The organism is Methylobacterium organophilum (genome assembly GCF_022179465.1).
GTDB lineage: Bacteria > Pseudomonadota > Alphaproteobacteria > Rhizobiales > Beijerinckiaceae > Methylobacterium > Methylobacterium organophilum.
Map to the genome: position 1 here is coordinate 123,756 of NZ_BPQV01000003.1, position 18,181 is coordinate 141,936.

Consider the following 18,181-nt stretch of genomic DNA (forward strand, 5'->3'; position numbering starts at 1 on the left):
CCCGTCAGCTCGGCGGCCACTTGAAATCGTCGGCGCGGCCGGGCTGCGGCATCGGGGCGGCGCCGCGCTGAAGGCTGCGCTCGACGGTCCCGGTGGCATCTCCCTCCCGCGGGCGGCCGGTGATCAGGAGGCCCCCGGGCGAGGTCTCGACCCGGCCGAGCGGCACCACCGGCCCCGCGGTCGGCTTCACCGGGAGGCTCGGAATGCCCGGCGGCTCCGGCAGAGGCGGCAGCATCGCCGTGATCTTGCGGTCCAGCGCCGAGGTGTCGTCGAGGCTGACGCCCGTGCTCGCGGGGGCGGATGTCCCGGGCACGGCCGCGACCGGCGCGGCCTGCTCCGGCGTTAGCGTGCCGTTGGCGCCCATGATCCGCTTCAGTTCCACATCGGCGAAATGCGCCACCTTGCGCGCGCCGGCACTGGTGAAGTGAACGCCGTCCGAGGTCCGCAGGCGCGCCTCCTGTCCGTCGACGTCGGGACCGCTGGCGACATAGCGGTTCCGTTCGTCGACGAAGCCCTGCCAGATCTCGACGAAGCTCTGCCCGGCCTTCTGCACGCGCTCGCGCACGAGGTCGTTGATCGCGGTGAAATCGGTGGTGAGCGACTCGCTGCGCACCGGCGGCAGGCCGACCCAGATGAGAGGCACCTTGCGGTCGGTGAAGGCCTTGATCAGCGCATCGACCCGGGCGCCGTAGATCTCCCGCCACTTGTCCGAGAGGGGATCGTAGCTCTGATCCCCCTCGCGGATCGGCTGCCGGTCGTTCACGCCGACCATGACCAGGGCGTAGCTGCTTCCGGAATTGGCCTTGAGCCAGTCCTCGGCGGCTTTCGGCCAGTCGACGACGTCCTTGCGCACGAGCCCGCTATCGCCGCGGGAGCGATCGACGATGGCGACATTGGGATTGTCGGAAAAGGCCTCGTCGAGGCCGCGCCGCAGGTAGGAGGCCAGCGAGTCTCCGAAGACGGCGACCTGCGTCGTCGGTGCGGTCTTGGGCTCCGCCGGCTTCGGGGCGGCGACGGACGGCGCGGGCGGCACGGAGCGCTTGCGGCTGGTCCGCGCGCTGGGGGGCGACGGGCGCGGCCGAGAGGCCCGACCCGGCTCCGCGGAACTCGGCGGCCGCGCGGCGGGGGGCTGAGCCTGTTGCGGGCGGTCCTCCCAGGGCCAGTAGAATTGCCGGGGCGCCTCCTGGGGAGGCGGAGCGTAGCGGCGGGCGGTCGCGCGTCCGCCATAGCCGTAGCCATCGTCCTGATAACGGTCGCGCAGGCGGCGCCGGGGCGGGGCGTAGTAGGGGTCGCCCCTCGGCGCGTCGTAGGCGTCGCCCCATTGCGCCCGAGCCGGCCCGGCGGGACTCACCAGCAGCATGAGGGCCGCAACCAGGATGCTGGCGAGAGCGGAGCCGAGCAGGCTCACAGCCAAGGTCCAGCGAGAAAACGGCTTGATGCGCATACCGTTGGGCTTGCCCGGTCGCGGTTGGCGGAGGGCTGTCATCTTAGCCGACCATTTCCGATCCGTCTAAAGTCGGCCGGCCGCCCGTGCCCCGCCCTTCTGCCGGGTCACGGCCTTGCCTGGAGACGAGCGAGGAGCGCCGGGCTGGCATAGCCGTCGGCCGGGAGCCCTTCGCGGATCTGATATTGCCGCACCGCCTCGCGCAGGCGCGGCCCCGCGCGGCCATCCTGCTCGCCTGCAGAGAGCCCTTGCCCGGCAAGCGCCGCCTGGAGCTGGCGCAGCCCCGCCGTCTCGAGACGGGCCTCGCCCTTCGGCCAGGGGGCGGCGAGGACGGGGGCGCCGGCCAGCCGGTCCGCGAGATGGCCGACCGCGAGCGCATAGGCGTCGCTCGTGTTGTAGCCGCGGACGACCTCGAAATTGTCGGTGATCAGGAAGACCGGGCCGCCGAGCCCCCCGGGCAGGAACAGGCTCCCCTCCCCCGCCTTCGGCATGGGCTTGCCATCGGTCCGGGTGACGCCGCGCTGCGCGAAATCAGTCAGCGCCCCCCGGTAGCGCGCCAGGTCGAAGCCGGCCGGAAGCCGCACTTCGTAGCCCCAGGACAGAGCCGGGTTCCAGCCGAGAGACTGGAGATAATGCGCGATGGAGGCGAGCGCGTCGGCGTCGGAGCGCCAGATGTCGCGATGCCCGTCGCCGTCGAAATCGACCGCCTCCTTGAGGAAGACGGAGGGCAGGAACTGCACCTGCCCCATGGCGCCCGCCCAGGAACCGACCATCCGTTCCGGCTCGATATCGCCCTGCTGGAGGATGGCGAGCGCGGCGAGCAATTCCCCCCGGAACAGGCTGCCGCGGTGACGGGCATAGGCGAGGCTCGACAGCGCGCGGAGGGTCGGGACGCGGCCGGCGCTGGCGCCGAAGTCGGATTCGATGCCCCAGAAGGCGAGCACCATCCAGCGCGGCACCCCCGTCTTCGCCTCGATCGCCTGAAGCGTGGAGGCGAGACGGGCGGCCTGCGCCCACCCCTTCGCGATCCGGCCCGGGGAAACCGCGCCGACGAGATACTCCCAGACCGGGCGGCTGAACTCGCCCTGTTTCTTCGTGCGGGCGAGGATGTCCGGATCGGGCGCGGTGATGCCCCGGAAGGCCGCCTCGAACGTCGCGTCCGAGATGCCACGATCGCGGGCCTCGCTGCGCAGGCCCGCGACGAAGGTGGAAAAGCTTTCCGCCTCGGCCAGGGAGCCGCTCGCGAGGAACAGCAGGGCAACCAGAGCCCGCGACAACAGCCTCAACGGAGATTTCGCTTGGCGAGCGCGTCTTCCCAGGCGAGCGCCTGCTCGACGATCCGATCGAGATCGTCGTGCTGCGGGTTCCAGCCGAGGTCGTTCCGGATCCGGTCGGCCTGCGCGACGATCTGAGCCGGGTCGCCGGGGCGACGCGGAGACAGCCGCACCTCGAAATCGCGCCCCGAGACGCGCTTGACCACCTCGATCACTTCGAGAACCGAATAGCCGCGCCCGTAGCCGCAATTCAGGGTCAGGCTCTCGCCGCCCTGGCGCAGGTGGTTCAGCGCCACGAGATGCGCATCGGCGAGGTCAGAGACCTGGATGTAGTCCCGCAGGCAGGAGCCGTCCCGGGTCGGATAATCGGTTCCGTAGACATCGAGATGCGTACGCCGGCCGAGGGCGGCCTGCGTCGCGACCTTGATGAGATGCGTCGCGTTCGGGGTGGATTGGCCGCTGCGCCCCCGCGGATCCGCGCCCGCCACGTTGAAGTAGCGCAGCACCACGTAGCTGAAGCCGTGGGCTTTGGCCGCGTCGGCCAGCATCCACTCGCTCATCAGCTTCGAACGGCCATAAGGATTGATCGGGTTCGTCGTCAGGTTCTCGGGCACCGGCACCACTTCGGGTTCGCCATAGACGGCCGCCGTGGACGAGAAGATGAAGTGCTTCACCCCGGTGCGCACCGCGGTCTCGATCAGCGCGCGGGTCTTCACCGTGTTGGCGAGATAGTAGCCGAGGGGATCCGACACGGAATCCGGCACCACGATCTTGGCCGCGAAATGCGCGATCGCATCCACGCGATGCTGGAGGATCGTCTCCGTCACGAGGGCCTGGTCGGCCACGTCGCCGACGACGAGCTTCACCTCAGGCGGGAGCGCCCAGTCGAATCCGGTCGAGAGATCGTCGATCACCACGACCTCGTCGTGGCCTGCGTCGATCAGCGCCAGCACCATGTGGCTGCCGATATAGCCGGCTCCGCCCGTCACCAGAACAGCCATCGCCCCTGCCCTTCTTATGGAACCGCGAACGCGGGTCTTTAGCGGTGCCGGTCGCGTCAGCCCAGCTCACCTGAGATCTCGTTTCGCCCACCCGCCTCCGCTGGTCCAGTCTTCATTCGCGAGACGGGCTTCCGCGCGTGCGACGCGGCAGGAGAGACCGGTTCGAAGGGCGAGAGGGCGACGGGGCGACGCCTTGAAGTCCCGGTCGATTGCAACCGGAGCAGGACCAGCCCCGACCCGACAGGCTTCAGGTCCGATTAAGCTGCGGAATGGCCAAGTTTCACCACTTCGGGCGCTGCATGCACCGGAGCGTCGCGCTATGTAACGCACTCGTTACGGGCTCTTCCCGCCGAACGCCACATACGGGTCTCGATTCATGAAACCGATTCGCAAGGCCGTCCTTCCCGTTGCGGGCCTGGGCACACGCTTCCTGCCCGCCACCAAGGCCGTACCGAAGGAGATGTTGACGGTCGTCGACAGGCCCGTCGTCCAGCATGTCGTGGACGAGGCGCGGGAAGCCGGCATCGAGCACTTCATTTTCGTCACCGGCCGCGGCAAGGCGGTGATCGAGGACCATTTCGACATTGCGTTCGAGCTCGACCACACGCTTCGGGAGCGCGGCAAGACCGCAGCCTACGAAGAGCTGAAGAAGGATCTTCCCAAGGCCGGCCAGACCAGCTTCACCCGCCAGCAGGCACCGCTGGGACTCGGCCATGCCGTCTGGTGCGCCCGCGAGATCGTCGGCGATGAGCCCTTCGCGGTCCTGCTGCCCGACATGCTCAGCCGCGGCTGCATGGGCCAGATGCTCGCGGCCTACGAGAAGCACGGCGGCAACATCATCGCCGTCGAGGAGGTGAAGCCGGAGGAAACCCACCAATACGGCATCGTCAGCGTCGGCGAGACCTTCGGCCAGACCTTCGAGATCACCGGCATGGTGGAGAAGCCGAAGCAGGGCACCGCCCCTTCGAACTTCATCATCTCCGGCCGCTACATCCTCCAGCCCGAGGTCTTCTCGATCCTGGAGAAGGGCGAGAAGGGCGCCGGCGGCGAGATCCAGCTGACCGATGCGATGAAGCGGCTCGCGGAGACCCAGAAGTTCTACGGCATGCGCTACGACGGCCGCACCTACGACACCGGCTCGAAGATCGGCTTCCTCACCGCCAACATCGCTTACGGCCTGCAGCGGGAGGAGCTGTCCGACGCCCTCCGTCAGGAGATCCGGCAGCTTCTCGGAGAGGGCTGAGCCAAGTCCGACCCGAATCCCCGCTCGCGCTGCATGGCTTGCGACCCGCGCGCGCAAGCCATGCGGCCGCCTCATGACAAGACGCTCTTCTCGCTCTTGCTTTTTGTGCGGTGCACTGTATCTTGTGCATTGCAAGGTCGCGATGGCGTCGCGGCCCTGCAGCCCTTCTTGGGCGTTTCCTCCCTAGACTTCGGGCCGTCCTTCGGGACGGCCTTTTTTATTGCCCACAGGCCCGGACCGCCCTCACGGTCGTGGAGGCTTCATTCCGCCGCGATGCGATGGGGCGGCGCATCGACGACCTCGGCCGCAACGGCGGCCACGACATCCGTGAGCGTCTGCCGCAACGTGTCGAAACCGCAAGTCATCGCAAGACTACTCTCGTTCATATACAGAGCGCGATTGATTTCGATCTGAAGAGTGTGGCGGTTTAGGTTGGGTTCGCCGTAGTGCTCGGTGATGAAGCCTCCGGCGTAGGGCTTGTTTCTCACGACCTTATACCCTCGGGCCCTGAGCTGGGCCTCGAAGCCCTGGGTGAGGGCTTCGGAGCAGGCCGTGCCGAAACGGTCGCCGAGGACGAAGTCGGCATTGGCGCTCTCGTCCCGCCCGAGGCTCGAGGAGGGCATCGAGTGGCAATCGATCAGGATCGCCCGGCCGAACTGGCGGACCGTGCGCTGGATCAGCCCGCGCAGGGTGCGGTGATACGGCTTGTAGAGTTGCTCGATGCGCTGCACCGCCTCCTCCACCGGCAACCGCTCCCGGTAGATCTCCTGCCCGTCGGCGACGATGCGCGGCACCGTGCCGAGCCCGCCCGCGACGCGCATCGAGCGGGTGTTGGCGAAGGGCGGCAGCCGCCCGTGGAACATGCGCGGGTCGAGCTCGTAGGGCTCCCGGTTCACGTCGAGATAGGCCCGGGGGAAGTTCGCCCGCATCAGCGGCGCGCCGAGGGCGACCACGGGGGCGAAGAGCCGGTCGACATGGGCGTCCTCGGAGCGGCGCAGGGCCAGCGCGTCGAGCCGCGAGGCGGCGAGGAAGTCCGGGGGGTAGACCGCGCCCGAATGCGGCGTGTTGAACACGAACGGCAGCGTATGCGCCTCAGGCTCGTCGATGGCGAAGGGCGGGTCGAAGGCGTCGGCAGGCTGCGTGTCGATCATCGGCGCGCGTTACCGCGGGAAGCGGGCGACAGGAAACATCCCCCCACTGTGGGGTGCCGGCAACGCTCTGTCCACCGTGCCAGTGCGCACGTGGCGGCACGGGCGCGATTTAAGACCTTGTTTACCATACGAACGCTTTATGGAATGAACGAAGCAGGTTCCTGGCCTAGGAAGCCGACCGATGAAGATCCTCCTCGCCGAAGACGACAACGACATGCGGCGCTTCCTCGCGAAGGCGCTGCAGAATGCCGGCTACGATGTCCTGTCCTTCGACAACGGACTCTCGGCCTATAACCGCCTGCGCGAGGAGCCCTTCGAGCTGCTCCTGACGGACATCGTGATGCCGGAGATGGACGGCATCGAGCTGGCCCGCCGGGCCACCGAGCTCGATCCCGACATCAAGGTGATGTTCATCACCGGCTTCGCCGCCGTGGCGCTGAACCCGGATTCGAAGGCTCCGAAGGACGCCAAGGTCCTCTCCAAGCCGTTCCATCTGCGCGAGCTCGTCAACGAGGTCGAGAAACTGCTCGCCGCCTGAGCAGCCGGGATGGCGGCCGTGCGATGGCCGCAGTAGGAAGGAACGAGGCTCTTCCCTATATCGGAAGGGCCTTTTCTCATTCCTGCCAAAGCGCGGACGATGCAGCCGGTCACGATCTACACGACGGCCTGGTGCCCCTATTGCTCGGCGGCCAAGAGCCTGCTGCGCGAGAAGAACGTCGCCTTCACGGAGATCGACGTCGAGAAGACCGTCGGCGCCCGGGCGGCCATGGTCCAGCGGGCCGGCGGTCGCACCAGCGTGCCGCAGATCTTCGTCGGCGACACCCATGTCGGCGGCTGCGACGATCTCTACGCCCTCGACCGCGCGGGCCGGCTCGACCCGCTGCTCGCCGCCTGATGGCCGCCCCTGCCCCCACCCGCTTCGTCGCCGCCTGCGCCCAGATGCAGGCGGGCCGCGATCCGGCCGCCAACCGCGAGGCGGCCATCGCCGCCGTGCGCGAGGCGGCGCGGCGCGGCGCGCATTACGTGCAGACGCCGGAGACCACCTCGCTGGTCGAGCGGGACCGGGAGCGCCTGTTCTCCCACGTACGCACGCAGGACGAGGACGAGACCCTGGCCGCCCTGCGGGCGGTCGCGCGGGAGGCGGGCATTGTCGTCCATGTCGGCTCGCTGGCGATCCGCAACGGCGAGCGCATCGCCAACCGCGCCTTCCTGATCGACGGGACCGGGGCGATCCGCGCCTCCTACGACAAGCTCCACCTCTACGACGTCGACCTGCCCAACGGCGAGAGCTGGCGGGAATCGGCGACCTATACCGGCGGCGATTGCGCGGTGGTGGTGGAACTCCCCTTCGCCACCCTCGGCCTCAGCATCTGCTACGACATCCGCTTTCCGGCGCTCTATCGCGGGCTGGCCGAAGCGGGGGCGCAGGTGCTCACCGCCCCGGCCGCCTTCACGAAGCAGACCGGCGAGGCGCATTGGCACGTGCTGCAGCGGGCGCGGGCGATCGAGACCGGCTCCTTCATGATCTCCGCCGCCCAGGCCGGCCGGCACGAGGATGGCCGCGACACCTTCGGCCATTCGCTGATCGTCGATCCCTGGGGCCGCATCCTCGCCGAGGCGGAGACGCCGGCCCCGGCGCTCATCCTGGCCGAGATCGACCTCGCGCTCGTCGAGGAGGCCCGGCGCCGCATTCCCACGCTCGTTCACGCCAAGCCCTTCCGGATCCGGAAGGCCTGATCGCAAACCTGCTGTCCGATGATCCGTTACACGCTCGCCTGCGATGCGGGCCATGATTTCGAGAGCTGGTTCCCGTCGAGCGCCTCCTACGACGAGCAATCCGCGCGCGGACTCGTCACCTGCCCGGTCTGCGCCTCGGCCAAGGTCGGCAAGGCGCTGATGGCGCCCGCCGTGGCCCGCACCGATCGCGAGCGCTCCCGGCACCCCGCCACCCCGGCCGTTCCGGCTCCGCCCGCGGAGAGCCCGGCCGTGCCCATGATCGCCGAGCCTGAGCGGCAGATGCGGGCGATGCTGCGGGCCTTCCGCGAGCAGGTGACCCGCGACGCGGACGATGTCGGCGGCCGCTTCCCCGACGAGGCGCGGGCCATGCATTACGGCGAGGCGCCCGTGCGCGCGATCTACGGCGAGGCGACGCCCCAGGAGGCCAAGGCGCTGATCGAGGAAGGCATCGAGGTGATCCCCCTGCCGCCGGCCCCCGACGACCGGAACTGATCGGGGTTCGAGGGGTCGCCTCGTCCCCGCGAACGGCTCTCGGCTTTACAGAGCCGCGCGTGCCGATGGAGCCCCTCTCCTCGCCCCCGGGGCGAGGGGGACCGCGCGAAGCGCGGTGGAGGGGGCGTCATGCGAGGCCGGGAATGACCGTGCTGCCCTCTCCGTCCGCTTCGCGGCCACCTGAGAGGAAAGACCGCTACGGGGCGAGGGGATACGCCCCTGACCGAGGCGCCCTCCCAACATGGGGAGACACTCCGCAGCCCCCAAAACCCCGCATCACCCCCCGCGGGCGGCGCGGATGAAGGCGGCGATACGGTCGGGGCATTTGATGCCCGGGCTCGTCTCCACGCCGGAGGAGACGTCCACGGCCCGCAGGCGGGTGCGGGCGAGCGCCTCGGCGACGCTCTCCGGCGTGAGGCCGCCCGAGAGCATGGTGCCCGGTGCCAGTTCGGCCCGCTCGATCAGAGACCAGTCGAAGGCGAGGCCGTTGCCCCCGGGCCGATCCGCGTCGGCGGGCGGCTTGGCGTCGAGGAGCAGGCGGTCCGCCACCGCCGCATAGGCGGGAAGCCCGGCGAGATCCGCCGCCGTGGCGATGCCGAGGGCCTTCATCACCGGCCGGCCGAAGCGCGCCCGGATCGCGGCGACGCGCGCCGGCGTCTCGTGGCCATGGAGCTGGATCACGTCCGGCGCGACCCGCTCCACGACGGCGGCGAGCAGGGCGTCGTCGGGATCGACCAGAAGGACGACCCGCTCGGCCCGCCCCCGGGCCCGCTCGGCGAGCGCCCGGGCCCGGTCCAGGTCGACATGGCGCGGGCTCTTCGGGAAATGGACGAGGCCGACGAGATCCGCCCCCGCCGCGAGGGCGGCATCGAGCGTCGCCTCGGTGCTCAGACCACAGATCTTGACGAGGACGGACACGGGATCAGCGCGGGGCGGGCAGCGCCACGCGGTTGGGAACCCGCAGGTTCTCGCCGGTCTGGCCGTTCACCGCCGCGACGTTGCGCAGATGCGCGGCCTCGCGCTCCAGCCGGTCGGCCTCGCGGCGATGGTACCGGGCGCGCCGGCGGGTCGTGCCCTGGCCGAACCAGCTCCCGATGCCGCCGACCAGGATGCCGAGGGCGACCGCGGCGAAGAGCACGGCATAGAGCGGCACCGCCAGGGCGAAGACCGGCTCCGGCGAGAACGGATCGGCCGAGATCGTGACGATCTGCCGGTTGGCCACCGCGAGCAGCACCACGACGATGGCGATGGGCAGCAGAATCAGGCTTTTCAGGAAACGAATCATCTCAAATCTCCGAAGGCTCGCGCCCCTCGCGTCCAGGGACCCCGCCCGGACGAACGCATCGCCTCGTCGCGAAACATGATGCGGAACGGCCGAGTCTCAAGCGCTTGCGCGCGAGGGCAGGGGCGGCCTTGCCGGCATGCCTTCAGCCATCCACCGCCTCGGCCGCGCCGATGCCGGCCTTGTTGAGGCGCAGGCGCATCTCCTTGCCGGTCTTGAACACGGGGATCGCCTTCTCGGAGACGGCGACCGCCTCGCCGGTGCGGGGGTTGCGCCCGCGCCGGGCATCCCGGCGCTTCACCGAGAAGGCACCAAAGCCGCGCAGCTCGACCCGGTCGCCCCGGGCCAGCGCATCGGCGATCGTGTCGAGGATCGCGTTCACCAGGGTCTCGACGTCCCGCTGATAGAGATGCGGGTTCTGCTCGGCGATCCGGAGCACGAGTTCCGACTTGATCATAGGCAGGTCTTCCGAAGGCGATGGTCGGGGCGGGCGCGCAGGGCCGGGCGGCGAGGGATCAGCGGGCCTCGCCCGCGGCGGGCCGCCAGAGGGCGAGCATGCCGCCGGCGCTCAGGCCGCGGCTCTCCTCGCTCCACGCCCTCAGATGGTCGGCGAGTCCGTCGAAGCCGAGCAGGCCCGCAACGCCGGCCGCCGACCACAGCTTGAAGCCGCCTTCCGATTTCGGCTTCCAGTCCTTCACGGGCAGATCCTGGGCGACGCCCTTCTCCCGCTCGAGCCAGGCGATGGCCTGGCGCTCGCCGCCGAGCTCGTCGACGAGCTTCAGGGGGATGCTCTGCCGGCCGCTGAAGACGCGGCCATCGGCGACCGTGGCGAGTTCCTTCTCGTTCAGGCCCCGGCGCTCGGCCACGAGCCCCTTGAACCAGGCATAGGTATCGGAGACCACGGCGGCCAGCGCCGCCCGGGCTTCGGGGGAAGTCGGCGTGAAGCCCGAGGGCTCGGCCTTGAGGGGCGAGGACTTCACGGCCTCGACCTTGACGCCGACCTTGTCGAGGAGCGCCGACACGTCCGGATACTGGAACAGCACGCCGATGGAGCCGACCAGGGCGGTCTCGCGGGCGACGATGTGGTCGGCGGCGATCGCCGTGATGTAGGCGCCCGAGGCCGCGGTGCCGTCCACGAAGGCGACGATCGGCTTCTTGGCCGCCAGCGCCCGCAGGTTGCGGTAGAGCTCCTCCGAGCCCGTGGTGGTGCCCCCGGGAGAGGAGATCGAGACCACGACGCCCTTGACCGCGCTGGCCTCGCCGACGCGCTTGATCAGCTTGGTGGTGTCCTCGCTGCCGGCGATGAAGCCGCCGATCGAGATCCGGGCGATCTGATTCTCGACGGCGCCGAAGCCGATGGGCTGCGTGCCGCTGCGCACCCGCAGACCGACCGCCGCCACCGCGACGATGAGGCCGCCGATGCCGAGCACGCGCCAGAGGGACAGCTTACGGCGCAGACGGCGCCGGTCGATCAGGAATTCGGCATCCGCGGCCATCCGACGATCCACTCCCTGCGGTCCGGCCTTCGCCGGCCGGCTCTCGTTCGACCCAACCGATCGCGGCGCGCCCGGTCAACGAAGCGACACCGATCATTTCACATCCTCAGGTTGCGCGCATCGCACCTTTCGGACAGGACCAGCCGTCGCGGCGGCGGGCTGAACCCGGCCCGCGGAAGGGAACACCGCCAGCTGAACCCGGGGAGTTCTAGCCCCAGCTCCCACGGCCGGGCAAGGCCTCGAAGGCCCGCGCGGGCGTACCGGGCGGGCCTTCGCGCCTCCACGAAGTCACGACAGCCAAAACAGAATTTTCGTGCGCTGCGACTCGGGCCGGCTCAGGCGGGCTCGCCGCCCCGGACCTTGAGCTGGTCGATGGCCCAGAGCCAGGCCCCGTCCTCCTGGCGCCGGGCCAGCTCCACGGAGAGGGCGCCCTTGGGCAGGCGCGCGAAGGTGAGGGCGACGGCGCCGTTGCGGAGCGGCGCCAGGGTCTCCGGGGCGGGAAAGTCGGATTTCCGCGCCAGGAGATCGGCATAGAATCGGTGGATCTCCGCGTGGCCCGTGGCCACCACCTCGCCCGCGGCCAGCACAGCCTCCGGCTCGTAGAGAGCGACCAGCCCGTCCACGTCGCCGGCATTAGCGCGCTCGTTGAAGAGGCGGGCCAGATCCTCCGGCGCCCGGGCGACGGCGCGCTGCGTCTCATTGTGGCTCATCGGGTGTCCTCCCTTTCGGTTGTCGTTCGCGCGCGGCCTATCGCAGACGCGTGCCCTCGCCGTCGCGCACACTGACCGAGACCGGGATCCCGGCCTTCACGCTCTCCGAGACCGTGCAGAAGCGCTCGAAGCGGGCGAGCACGTCGGCGATGCGGTCCATGCTGGCGGCGGGCGCCCCGAGGGCGATGGCCACCTCGATGCCCTGGAGCCGGAGCCGCCCCTCGTCGTTGCGGCCGACATGGCCGATCGCCTCCGCTTCCACGCCCTTGCCGTCCTGCCCGTAGCGGCCGAGCGCGAAGGCGAGGCTGGCGCAGAGGCAGTTGCTCACCCCGGCGATCAGCAATTGCTCCGGCGAGGGCCCTTCCCCGCCGCCGATCGGCACCGGCTCGTCGGTGAGGAGTTCGGGGAAGCCGTCGCCGAACTCCACGCGGAAGGCGAAGCGCTCGATCTGGCGGATCCTGATTCTGGCCTCGGCACCCATCGCTTTCCGTTCCTCCCCGAGCGCGCCCGCGGGCCCGCTCCTTCAGCGAACCGCCGACCGCGCCGATCGATCCAGACCGATCTTGACCTGAATTTCGTATCTGGTATACCAGATGCCAACACGACGTCGCGATGCAAGTCGCCGACAGTCGATATCAGGGAGGCGCCGAACGCCATGAACGATCGCGGCATCCTCGACGATCTTGCCGTCAGGTCACGGCCAGTATCCGTGCCAAGAATCGCGCAGGAGAACTGCGCCTCATCTTGAGTTCCCTTCAGAACGGAGCAGCCGCAGGCAGGTCTCTGCCTGAAACCGATTGAACAGCGTGGGTATCCCCATGTCCCAGACAATCGACGCGAACCAACCCGATCTCGCCCAGCTCGTGGCCGCGGCCGGGGATGCGGTGGTGGTCTCGGATGCGGAGGGATTGATCACCCTCTGGAATCCGGCCGCCGAGCGGATCTTCGGGTTCTCGCAGGACGAGGCGCTCGGCCGGAACCTCGACCTGATCACGCCGGAGCGTCACCGCCAGCGGCATTGGCACGGCTACGCCAAGACCATGCAGACCGGCGTGACCCGCTACGGCACGCAGCTCCTGAAGGTCCCGGCGCTCCACAAGGACGGGCGGTCGCTCTCGATCGCCTTCACCGTCGCGCTGCTGAAGGCGCCCGACGGCACGGTCACCGGCATCGCCGCGATCATCCGCGACGAGACCGAGCGCTGGGAGGAGGAACGCCGGCTTCGCCGCCGGGTCGCCGACCTCGAAGCCGAACGTTCGAAGCTCGCCATTGCGTAACGGCGAATATTGTTAATTTATTTCAAAAATAACACAATCACATTAACAAACGATCCGAAACCACAGTTCACTTAGGGAGAAAGCCAAGATGAGCAAGCCTCTCGACGGCATCAAGATCATCGACTTCACGCACGTCCAGGCCGGCCCCGCCTGCACGCAGCTCCTCGCCTGGTTCGGCGCGGACGTCATCAAGGTCGAGCGCCCCGGCGCCGGCGACGTCACCCGCAACCAGCTGCGCCACATCGAGGATGCGGACGCCCTCTACTTCACGATGCTGAACTCGAACAAGCGTTCGCTGACGCTGGACACCAAGACCCCCCAGGGCAAGGAAGTCCTCGAGAAGCTGATCCGCGATTCGGACGTGATGGTCGAGAATTTCGGCCCCGGCGCCCTCGACCGCATGGGCTTCACCTGGGCCCGCATCCAGGAGCTCAACCCGGGCATGATCCTGGCTTCGGTGAAGGGCTTCTCGGACGGCCACCACTACGAGGACCTGAAGGTCTACGAGAACGTGGCCCAGTGCGCCGGCGGCGCCGCTTCCACCACCGGCTTCTGGGACGGCCCGCCCACCGTGTCGGCCGCGGCCCTCGGCGACTCGAACACCGGCATGCATCTGGCCATCGGCATCCTCACGGCCCTGCACGCCAAGAACAAGTCGGGCAAGGGCCAGAAGGTCGCCGTCTCGATGCAGGACTCGGTGATCAACCTCTGCCGCGTGAAGCTGCGCGACCAGCAGCGCCTCGACGCCGTCGGCTATCTCGAGGAGTACCCGCAGTACCCGCACGGGACCTTCTCGGACGTGGTGCCGCGCGGCGGCAACGCGGGCGGCGGCGGCCAGCCGGGCTGGGTGCTCAAGTGCAAGGGCTGGCAGACCGACCCGAACGCCTACATCTACTTCACGATCCAGGGCCATGCCTGGGCCCCGATCTGCAAGGCGCTGAACAAGCCCGAGTGGATCGACGACCCGGCCTACAACACCGCCCGTGCCCGCCAGGACAAGATCTTCGAGATCTTCGCCTTCATCGAGGACTGGCTGGCCGACAAGACCAAGTTCGAGGCGGTCGACATCCTGCGCAAGTTCGACATCCCCTGCTCGCCGGTCCTCTCCATGAAGGAGATCGCCGCCGATCCGTCGCTGCGCGCCAGCGGCACCATCGTCGAGGTGCCCCATCCGAAGCTCGGCTCGTACCTGACCGTCGGCAGCCCGATCAAGTTCTCGGACATGCAGGTCGACATCAAGGCTTCGCCGCTGCTCGGCGAGCACACCGACGAGGTGCTCAAGGACCTCGGCTACACCCCCGAGCAGATCGCCGCGATGCACGAGGCCCGCGCGGTCTGACGACCGGACCTCACGAGACGGGGATGGGGCGGCCTTCGCCCCATCCCGGACCAGTCCATTCCGTTCCTTTCCTCCGCTCTCCCCCGGGAGGTCGTTTCGGCGGTACGCCGCCGACGCGGTCTCGCGTGTCACTCCGGGCCGATTCGTTCGGCCCGGTTTCTTTTTGGGGCCTCGAGCCGTAGGGACCGAACGACGGGAAGCGCGGCCGCTCCGCCGCCTCATCCAGCCCCGAGGGAGTTCGCCGGTGCCGTCATCGCGCCTGAGCCGCCTCCTGCCCCAGCAGGCCCCGGTCAGCCTGCGCGAGCGCGTCCGCGCCGCCTGCGGCGCCCTGCTCGGCCTGCTCGTCACGGGGCTCGTCTCCCGCGCCGCCCTCGGTTCCGGCGCCGAATTCCCCGTCATGGTCGCGCCGATGGGCGCCTCGGCCGTGCTGCTCTTCGCCGTTCCGGCAAGCCCGCTGGCCCAGCCCTGGTCGATCCTCGGCGGAAACCTCATCGCCGCCCTGGTCGGCGTGACGGTCGCCGCCCATGTCCCCGACCCGCTGGCCGCCGCCGCGATCGCCGGCGGGGGCGCGATCGGCCTGATGCTCGCGCTGCGCTGCCTGCATCCGCCGAGCGGCGCGGTGGCGCTCACCGCCGTGCTCGGCGGCCCGGCGATCCACGATCTCGGCTACGGCTTCGTGTTCTGGCCCCTGGGCGTGAACACGCTGCTGCTGCTCGCCTCGGCGGTCCTGTTCAACACCCTCACCGGCCGGACCTATCCGCACGGGGCGAGCATCGCGCCGGCCGCGCCCCAGCCCCCCGGCCGCGCGGGCCTCGCCGCGAGCGACATCGACGCGGCGCTGAAGGATTTCGACCAGGTCCTCGACATCGACCGCGGCGACCTCGAGGCGATCCTGCAGCGCGCCCAGCTCAGGGCCCTGCTGCGCCGCTCCGGGCCGGCGACCTGCGCCTCCCTGCTGACGCGGGACGTCGTCGCCATCGCCCCCGACACGCCCCTGCGGGAGGCGCTCCAGCTCCTGCGCCGCCACCACATCAAGATGCTGCCGGTGACGGACGAGAGCGCGCGGGTGCTCGGCGTGCTCACCCAGACCGACCTCATGGACAAGGCGGAGTGGCACCGGAAGGGGCCCCGGCTCGGGCTGGCCCGCCGCCTCCGGCTCACCGTCGGGCGGGGCCGCGCCCCCCATGGCTGCGCGGCCGACGTGATGACCACCTCGGTCGAGTCCCTGAAGCCGGAGATGGCCCTCGCCGAGGTCGCCGTGCGGATGGCGCAGGGGCCGCACCATCACCTGCCCGTGGTCGGGCCGGAGGGCCGCCTCCTCGGGGTGGTCTCCCAGACCGACCTGATCGCCACGCTGGTCGCCGAGGCGGCCACCCGCGGCACCTCCCCCCTGGCCGAGGCCGCGCCGAACCGCGCAAGGGGGGCGGAGGGCGGCCTCCTCGATCTCGCCGCCGGGGCGGGGTAGCCGGCCTGCCCGGACCGGGCCGGCGCGCAAGAGGGCCGCTTACGAAGCGTTAACCATGCGCGCCGACAATCCCGCGACACCAGCAGGGATGCCATGGCGCGCGGTTCGAAGCTCAGCAGGATGGCGTCCGGGAAGGCGCCCTCCCTCGGCAGGCTTCTCAGATCGGCCACCGAGCACCTCGCCGCCGATCGCGTGTCGGAGGCGGAACAGGACTATGCGCGCATTCTCGCGCAGGAGCCGGCGAACGCCGCCGCCCGTTACGGCCTCGGCCTGGCGGCGATGCGGCGCGGCGACCCCACGCAGGCCGTGCCCCTCTTCGTGGAGGCGCTCCGCCTCCAGCCGCAGCAGGCGGTGCATTGGACGGCGCTCGCGACGGCGCTGCTCGCCTCCGACCGGCTGACCGAAGCGCGGGCAATCCTCGACAAGTTCCGGAGCTGGGGCTTCGACGCCGCCACCATCCGACAACAGATCGCGCCCCTCGCCCGGACGCTGCTCGACCACGCCGCAACCCTGGTGCAACAGGGCCGACCGGCCGAGGCGGAGACGCGGGTCGATCTCGTCATCGCCCTCGACGACAAGAACGCGGCCGCCATCCATCTGGCCGGCGTGATCGCGTCCCGGACGGAGCGGCCGGACCAGGCCTGCACCCTGTTCGAGCTCGCGGCGACGCTCGAGACGGACAACGCCACCTACCAGAGGGACCTCGGGGAGGCGCTCCTCGACTGCGGCCGGAAGGGGGCCGCCCTGCGCGCCTTCGAGCGTGTCGTCGAGCTCGACCCGTCCCAGGCCGATGCCTATGCCCGGCTGGCCGATCTCAACCGCCAGAGGGGGCACCTGCAAGCGGCCCTGCGGGCGAATACGGCGCTCCTCGGGCTCCAGCCCGACGCGCCCTACGCCCGGAACAACCACGGCGTCCTCCTGCAGCAGCTCGGCCGCCCGGCCGAAGCCCTCGCTCTGCTCGAAGAGGCGGTGGCGCGCGATCCCGGCGATGCCATCAGCTACAGCAACCTGGTCCAGGCCGCGCTCTTCACCAGCCCGGCCCGCGCCCTGCAGATCGCCGCCGAATTCGGCCTCCGCTACGCCGGGCTTTCGGAGGCCGCGCGGCACTTCGCCAACGATCCCACGCCGGACCGCCCCCTGAAGGTCGGCTTCGTTTCGGGCGACCTGCGCGAGCACCCCGTGTCGCGCTTCATCGAACCCTTCCTGCAGCACCACGACCGCGGGCGGATCGAGGCCTTCGCCTACTTCACCGGGGAGGCGGACGCGACCACCGGGCGCCTGAAGCCGCTCTTCGAGGGCTGGCGCGAGATCGCCACCCTCGACGACGATCTCGCCGCGAGCCTCATCCAGGCGGACGGCATCGACATCCTGGTCGACCTCGCCAGCCACAGCGCGGATCACCGCCTGCTCCTGTTCGCGCGCAAGCCGGCGCCGGTGCAGGTGACCTGGATCGGGCTTCCCCTCACGACGGGGCTCGCCGCGATCGACTACCGGCTGACCGACCCCCTCTACGACCCGGAGGGCAGCGAGGATCCGCTCTATGCGGAGACGCTCTGGCGGCTGCCGGGCGTGTCCTATTGCTACTGGCCGGACCGGACCGCCCCGGAGCCCGCCGAACAGGCCCCCTTCCAGGCGAACGGGTTCATCACCTTCGGCTGCCTGAACCGCTTCGAGAAGGTGAGCCCGGAGACGCTGGCGGTCTGGTCGGACCTGCTCCGCGCGGTCCCGGATTCGCGGCTGCTCCTCATCGTCACGGACCCGGAGGATCCGGACACGCAGACGGAGATCGGGCGCCGGCTGACGGAAGCCGGGATCGATCCGCAGCGGGTCGCCTGCGTGCCCCGCTCGGGCACGGAGAAATACGCCCTGCATGGGCAGGTCGACATCGCGCTCGACCCCTTCCCCTTCAACGGCGGCACCACGAGCTACGACACGCTCCATATGGGCGTGCCCTATGTCGCCCTCAGAGGCGGCCAGACCCTCTCGCGGATGGGCGCGGCGGTGCTCGCCGGGGCCGGCCTGCACGCGCTCGTCGCCGAGACGACCGCGGACTACGTCGCCATCGCCGCCGGCCTGGCCGGCGATCCCGCCCGTCTGCTCGACCTCCGCCGCGGCCTGCGCGACAGGCTGCGCGCGAGCCCGCACATGGACCATGTCCGTCATGCGCGGGAGGTCGAAGCGGCCTTCGCGGGGATGTGGCGCCGCTGGTGCGCGGCCCAGGCCGGAGAGGCCGCCGCGGCCACCGCCTGAGGGACGGCGCGCCGCGCGGG

At 70.1% G+C, this 18,181-nt stretch carries 19 protein-coding genes; 9 read left to right on the forward strand and 10 right to left on the reverse strand.

Features of this window, described 5'->3' with window-relative positions; translation table 11 throughout:
- Positions 1–4 precede the first annotated feature (4 nt).
- From MFF21_RS06040 to galE, 3 genes are all read right to left on the reverse strand, one after another.
- Entirely contained in the window at positions 5–1,444 is a 1,440-nt protein-coding gene (locus MFF21_RS06040) for an SGNH/GDSL hydrolase family protein (protein ID WP_373324950.1), read from the reverse strand.
- Positions 1,445–1,551: 107 nt separating this feature from the next.
- Positions 1,552–2,730, reverse strand: a complete 1,179-nt coding sequence (locus tag MFF21_RS06045; protein WP_373324938.1) for a lytic murein transglycosylase — start codon at positions 2,728–2,730, stop codon at positions 1,552–1,554.
- A complete protein-coding gene (gene galE, locus MFF21_RS06050; RefSeq protein WP_238310316.1) occupies positions 2,727–3,719 on the reverse strand; it encodes a UDP-glucose 4-epimerase GalE in 993 nt (330 codons plus the stop codon). The genes MFF21_RS06045 and galE overlap by 4 nt, the downstream gene beginning before the upstream one ends.
- Positions 3,720–4,095: 376 nt before the next feature.
- On the opposite strand from galE, the gene galU reads away from it, so the two are divergent.
- Positions 4,096–4,962 (forward strand): UTP--glucose-1-phosphate uridylyltransferase GalU, encoded by an 867-nt coding sequence (gene galU / locus MFF21_RS06055; RefSeq protein WP_238310317.1) that lies wholly within the window; start codon positions 4,096–4,098, stop codon positions 4,960–4,962.
- A gap of 260 nt (positions 4,963–5,222) precedes the next feature.
- Here galU and MFF21_RS06060 read toward each other — a convergent pair whose 3' ends face one another.
- Positions 5,223–6,113 (reverse strand): N-formylglutamate amidohydrolase, encoded by an 891-nt coding sequence (locus MFF21_RS06060; protein WP_238310318.1) that lies wholly within the window; start codon positions 6,111–6,113, stop codon positions 5,223–5,225.
- Between the two features lie 181 nt (positions 6,114–6,294).
- Between MFF21_RS06060 and cpdR the strand changes: the two genes are divergently transcribed.
- From cpdR to MFF21_RS06080, 4 genes are all read left to right on the forward strand, one after another.
- Positions 6,295–6,651 carry a cell cycle two-component system response regulator CpdR gene (gene cpdR, locus MFF21_RS06065; protein WP_232631607.1) on the forward strand — a complete coding sequence of 119 codons (357 nt, stop codon included), beginning with the start codon at positions 6,295–6,297 and terminating at the stop codon, positions 6,649–6,651.
- A 99-nt stretch (positions 6,652–6,750) separates the two neighbouring features.
- Positions 6,751–7,008, forward strand: a complete 258-nt coding sequence (grxC, locus tag MFF21_RS06070; protein ID WP_238310319.1) for a glutaredoxin 3 — start codon at positions 6,751–6,753, stop codon at positions 7,006–7,008.
- Positions 7,008–7,850: a carbon-nitrogen hydrolase family protein gene (locus tag MFF21_RS06075; RefSeq protein ID WP_238310320.1), complete on the forward strand. Its 843-nt coding sequence runs from the start codon at positions 7,008–7,010 to the stop codon at positions 7,848–7,850. The genes grxC and MFF21_RS06075 overlap by 1 nt, the downstream gene beginning before the upstream one ends.
- An 18-nt stretch (positions 7,851–7,868) precedes the next feature.
- Positions 7,869–8,342, forward strand: a complete 474-nt coding sequence (locus MFF21_RS06080) for a DUF1178 family protein (protein ID WP_238310321.1) — start codon at positions 7,869–7,871, stop codon at positions 8,340–8,342.
- Positions 8,343–8,618: 276 nt separating this feature from the next.
- On the opposite strand, the gene MFF21_RS06085 is transcribed toward MFF21_RS06080, so the two are convergent.
- From MFF21_RS06085 to MFF21_RS06110, 6 genes are all read right to left on the reverse strand, one after another.
- The gene (locus tag MFF21_RS06085; protein ID WP_238310322.1) at positions 8,619–9,260 is read right to left on the reverse strand and encodes a phosphoribosylanthranilate isomerase; all 642 of its coding nucleotides are present in this window, start codon (positions 9,258–9,260) and stop codon (positions 8,619–8,621) included.
- 4 nt (positions 9,261–9,264) lie between these two features.
- Positions 9,265–9,627 carry a lipopolysaccharide assembly protein LapA domain-containing protein gene (locus tag MFF21_RS06090; RefSeq protein ID WP_238310323.1) on the reverse strand — a complete coding sequence of 121 codons (363 nt, stop codon included), beginning with the start codon at positions 9,625–9,627 and terminating at the stop codon, positions 9,265–9,267.
- Positions 9,628–9,769: 142 nt separating this feature from the next.
- Complete coding sequence (ihfB, locus tag MFF21_RS06095; protein WP_238310324.1) at positions 9,770–10,081, reverse strand: integration host factor subunit beta; 312 nt, start codon at positions 10,079–10,081, stop codon at positions 9,770–9,772.
- 58 nt (positions 10,082–10,139) lie between these two features.
- Positions 10,140–11,120: a signal peptide peptidase SppA gene (sppA, locus tag MFF21_RS06100; RefSeq protein ID WP_238310325.1), complete on the reverse strand. Its 981-nt coding sequence runs from the start codon at positions 11,118–11,120 to the stop codon at positions 10,140–10,142.
- A gap of 335 nt (positions 11,121–11,455) precedes the next feature.
- A complete protein-coding gene (locus tag MFF21_RS06105; protein ID WP_238310326.1) occupies positions 11,456–11,830 on the reverse strand; it encodes a YybH family protein in 375 nt (124 codons plus the stop codon).
- Between the two features lie 37 nt (positions 11,831–11,867).
- Positions 11,868–12,311 (reverse strand): OsmC family protein, encoded by a 444-nt coding sequence (locus MFF21_RS06110; RefSeq protein WP_238310327.1) that lies wholly within the window; start codon positions 12,309–12,311, stop codon positions 11,868–11,870.
- A 331-nt stretch (positions 12,312–12,642) separates the two neighbouring features.
- On the opposite strand from MFF21_RS06110, the gene MFF21_RS06115 reads away from it, so the two are divergent.
- The 4 genes from MFF21_RS06115 (at position 12,643) to MFF21_RS06130 (ending at position 18,161) form a co-directional block, all read left to right on the forward strand.
- Positions 12,643–13,107: a PAS domain S-box protein gene (locus MFF21_RS06115; RefSeq protein WP_373324951.1), complete on the forward strand. Its 465-nt coding sequence runs from the start codon at positions 12,643–12,645 to the stop codon at positions 13,105–13,107.
- Positions 13,108–13,195: 88 nt separating this feature from the next.
- Positions 13,196–14,446 carry a formyl-CoA transferase gene (frc, locus tag MFF21_RS06120; protein WP_238310329.1) on the forward strand — a complete coding sequence of 417 codons (1,251 nt, stop codon included), beginning with the start codon at positions 13,196–13,198 and terminating at the stop codon, positions 14,444–14,446.
- A gap of 244 nt (positions 14,447–14,690) precedes the next feature.
- A complete protein-coding gene (locus tag MFF21_RS06125) occupies positions 14,691–15,911 on the forward strand; it encodes an HPP family protein (protein WP_238310330.1) in 1,221 nt (406 codons plus the stop codon).
- Positions 15,912–16,031: 120 nt separating this feature from the next.
- Entirely contained in the window at positions 16,032–18,161 is a 2,130-nt protein-coding gene (locus tag MFF21_RS06130) for an O-linked N-acetylglucosamine transferase, SPINDLY family protein (RefSeq protein ID WP_238310331.1), read from the forward strand.
- The last annotated feature ends 20 nt before the right edge of the window (positions 18,162–18,181 follow it).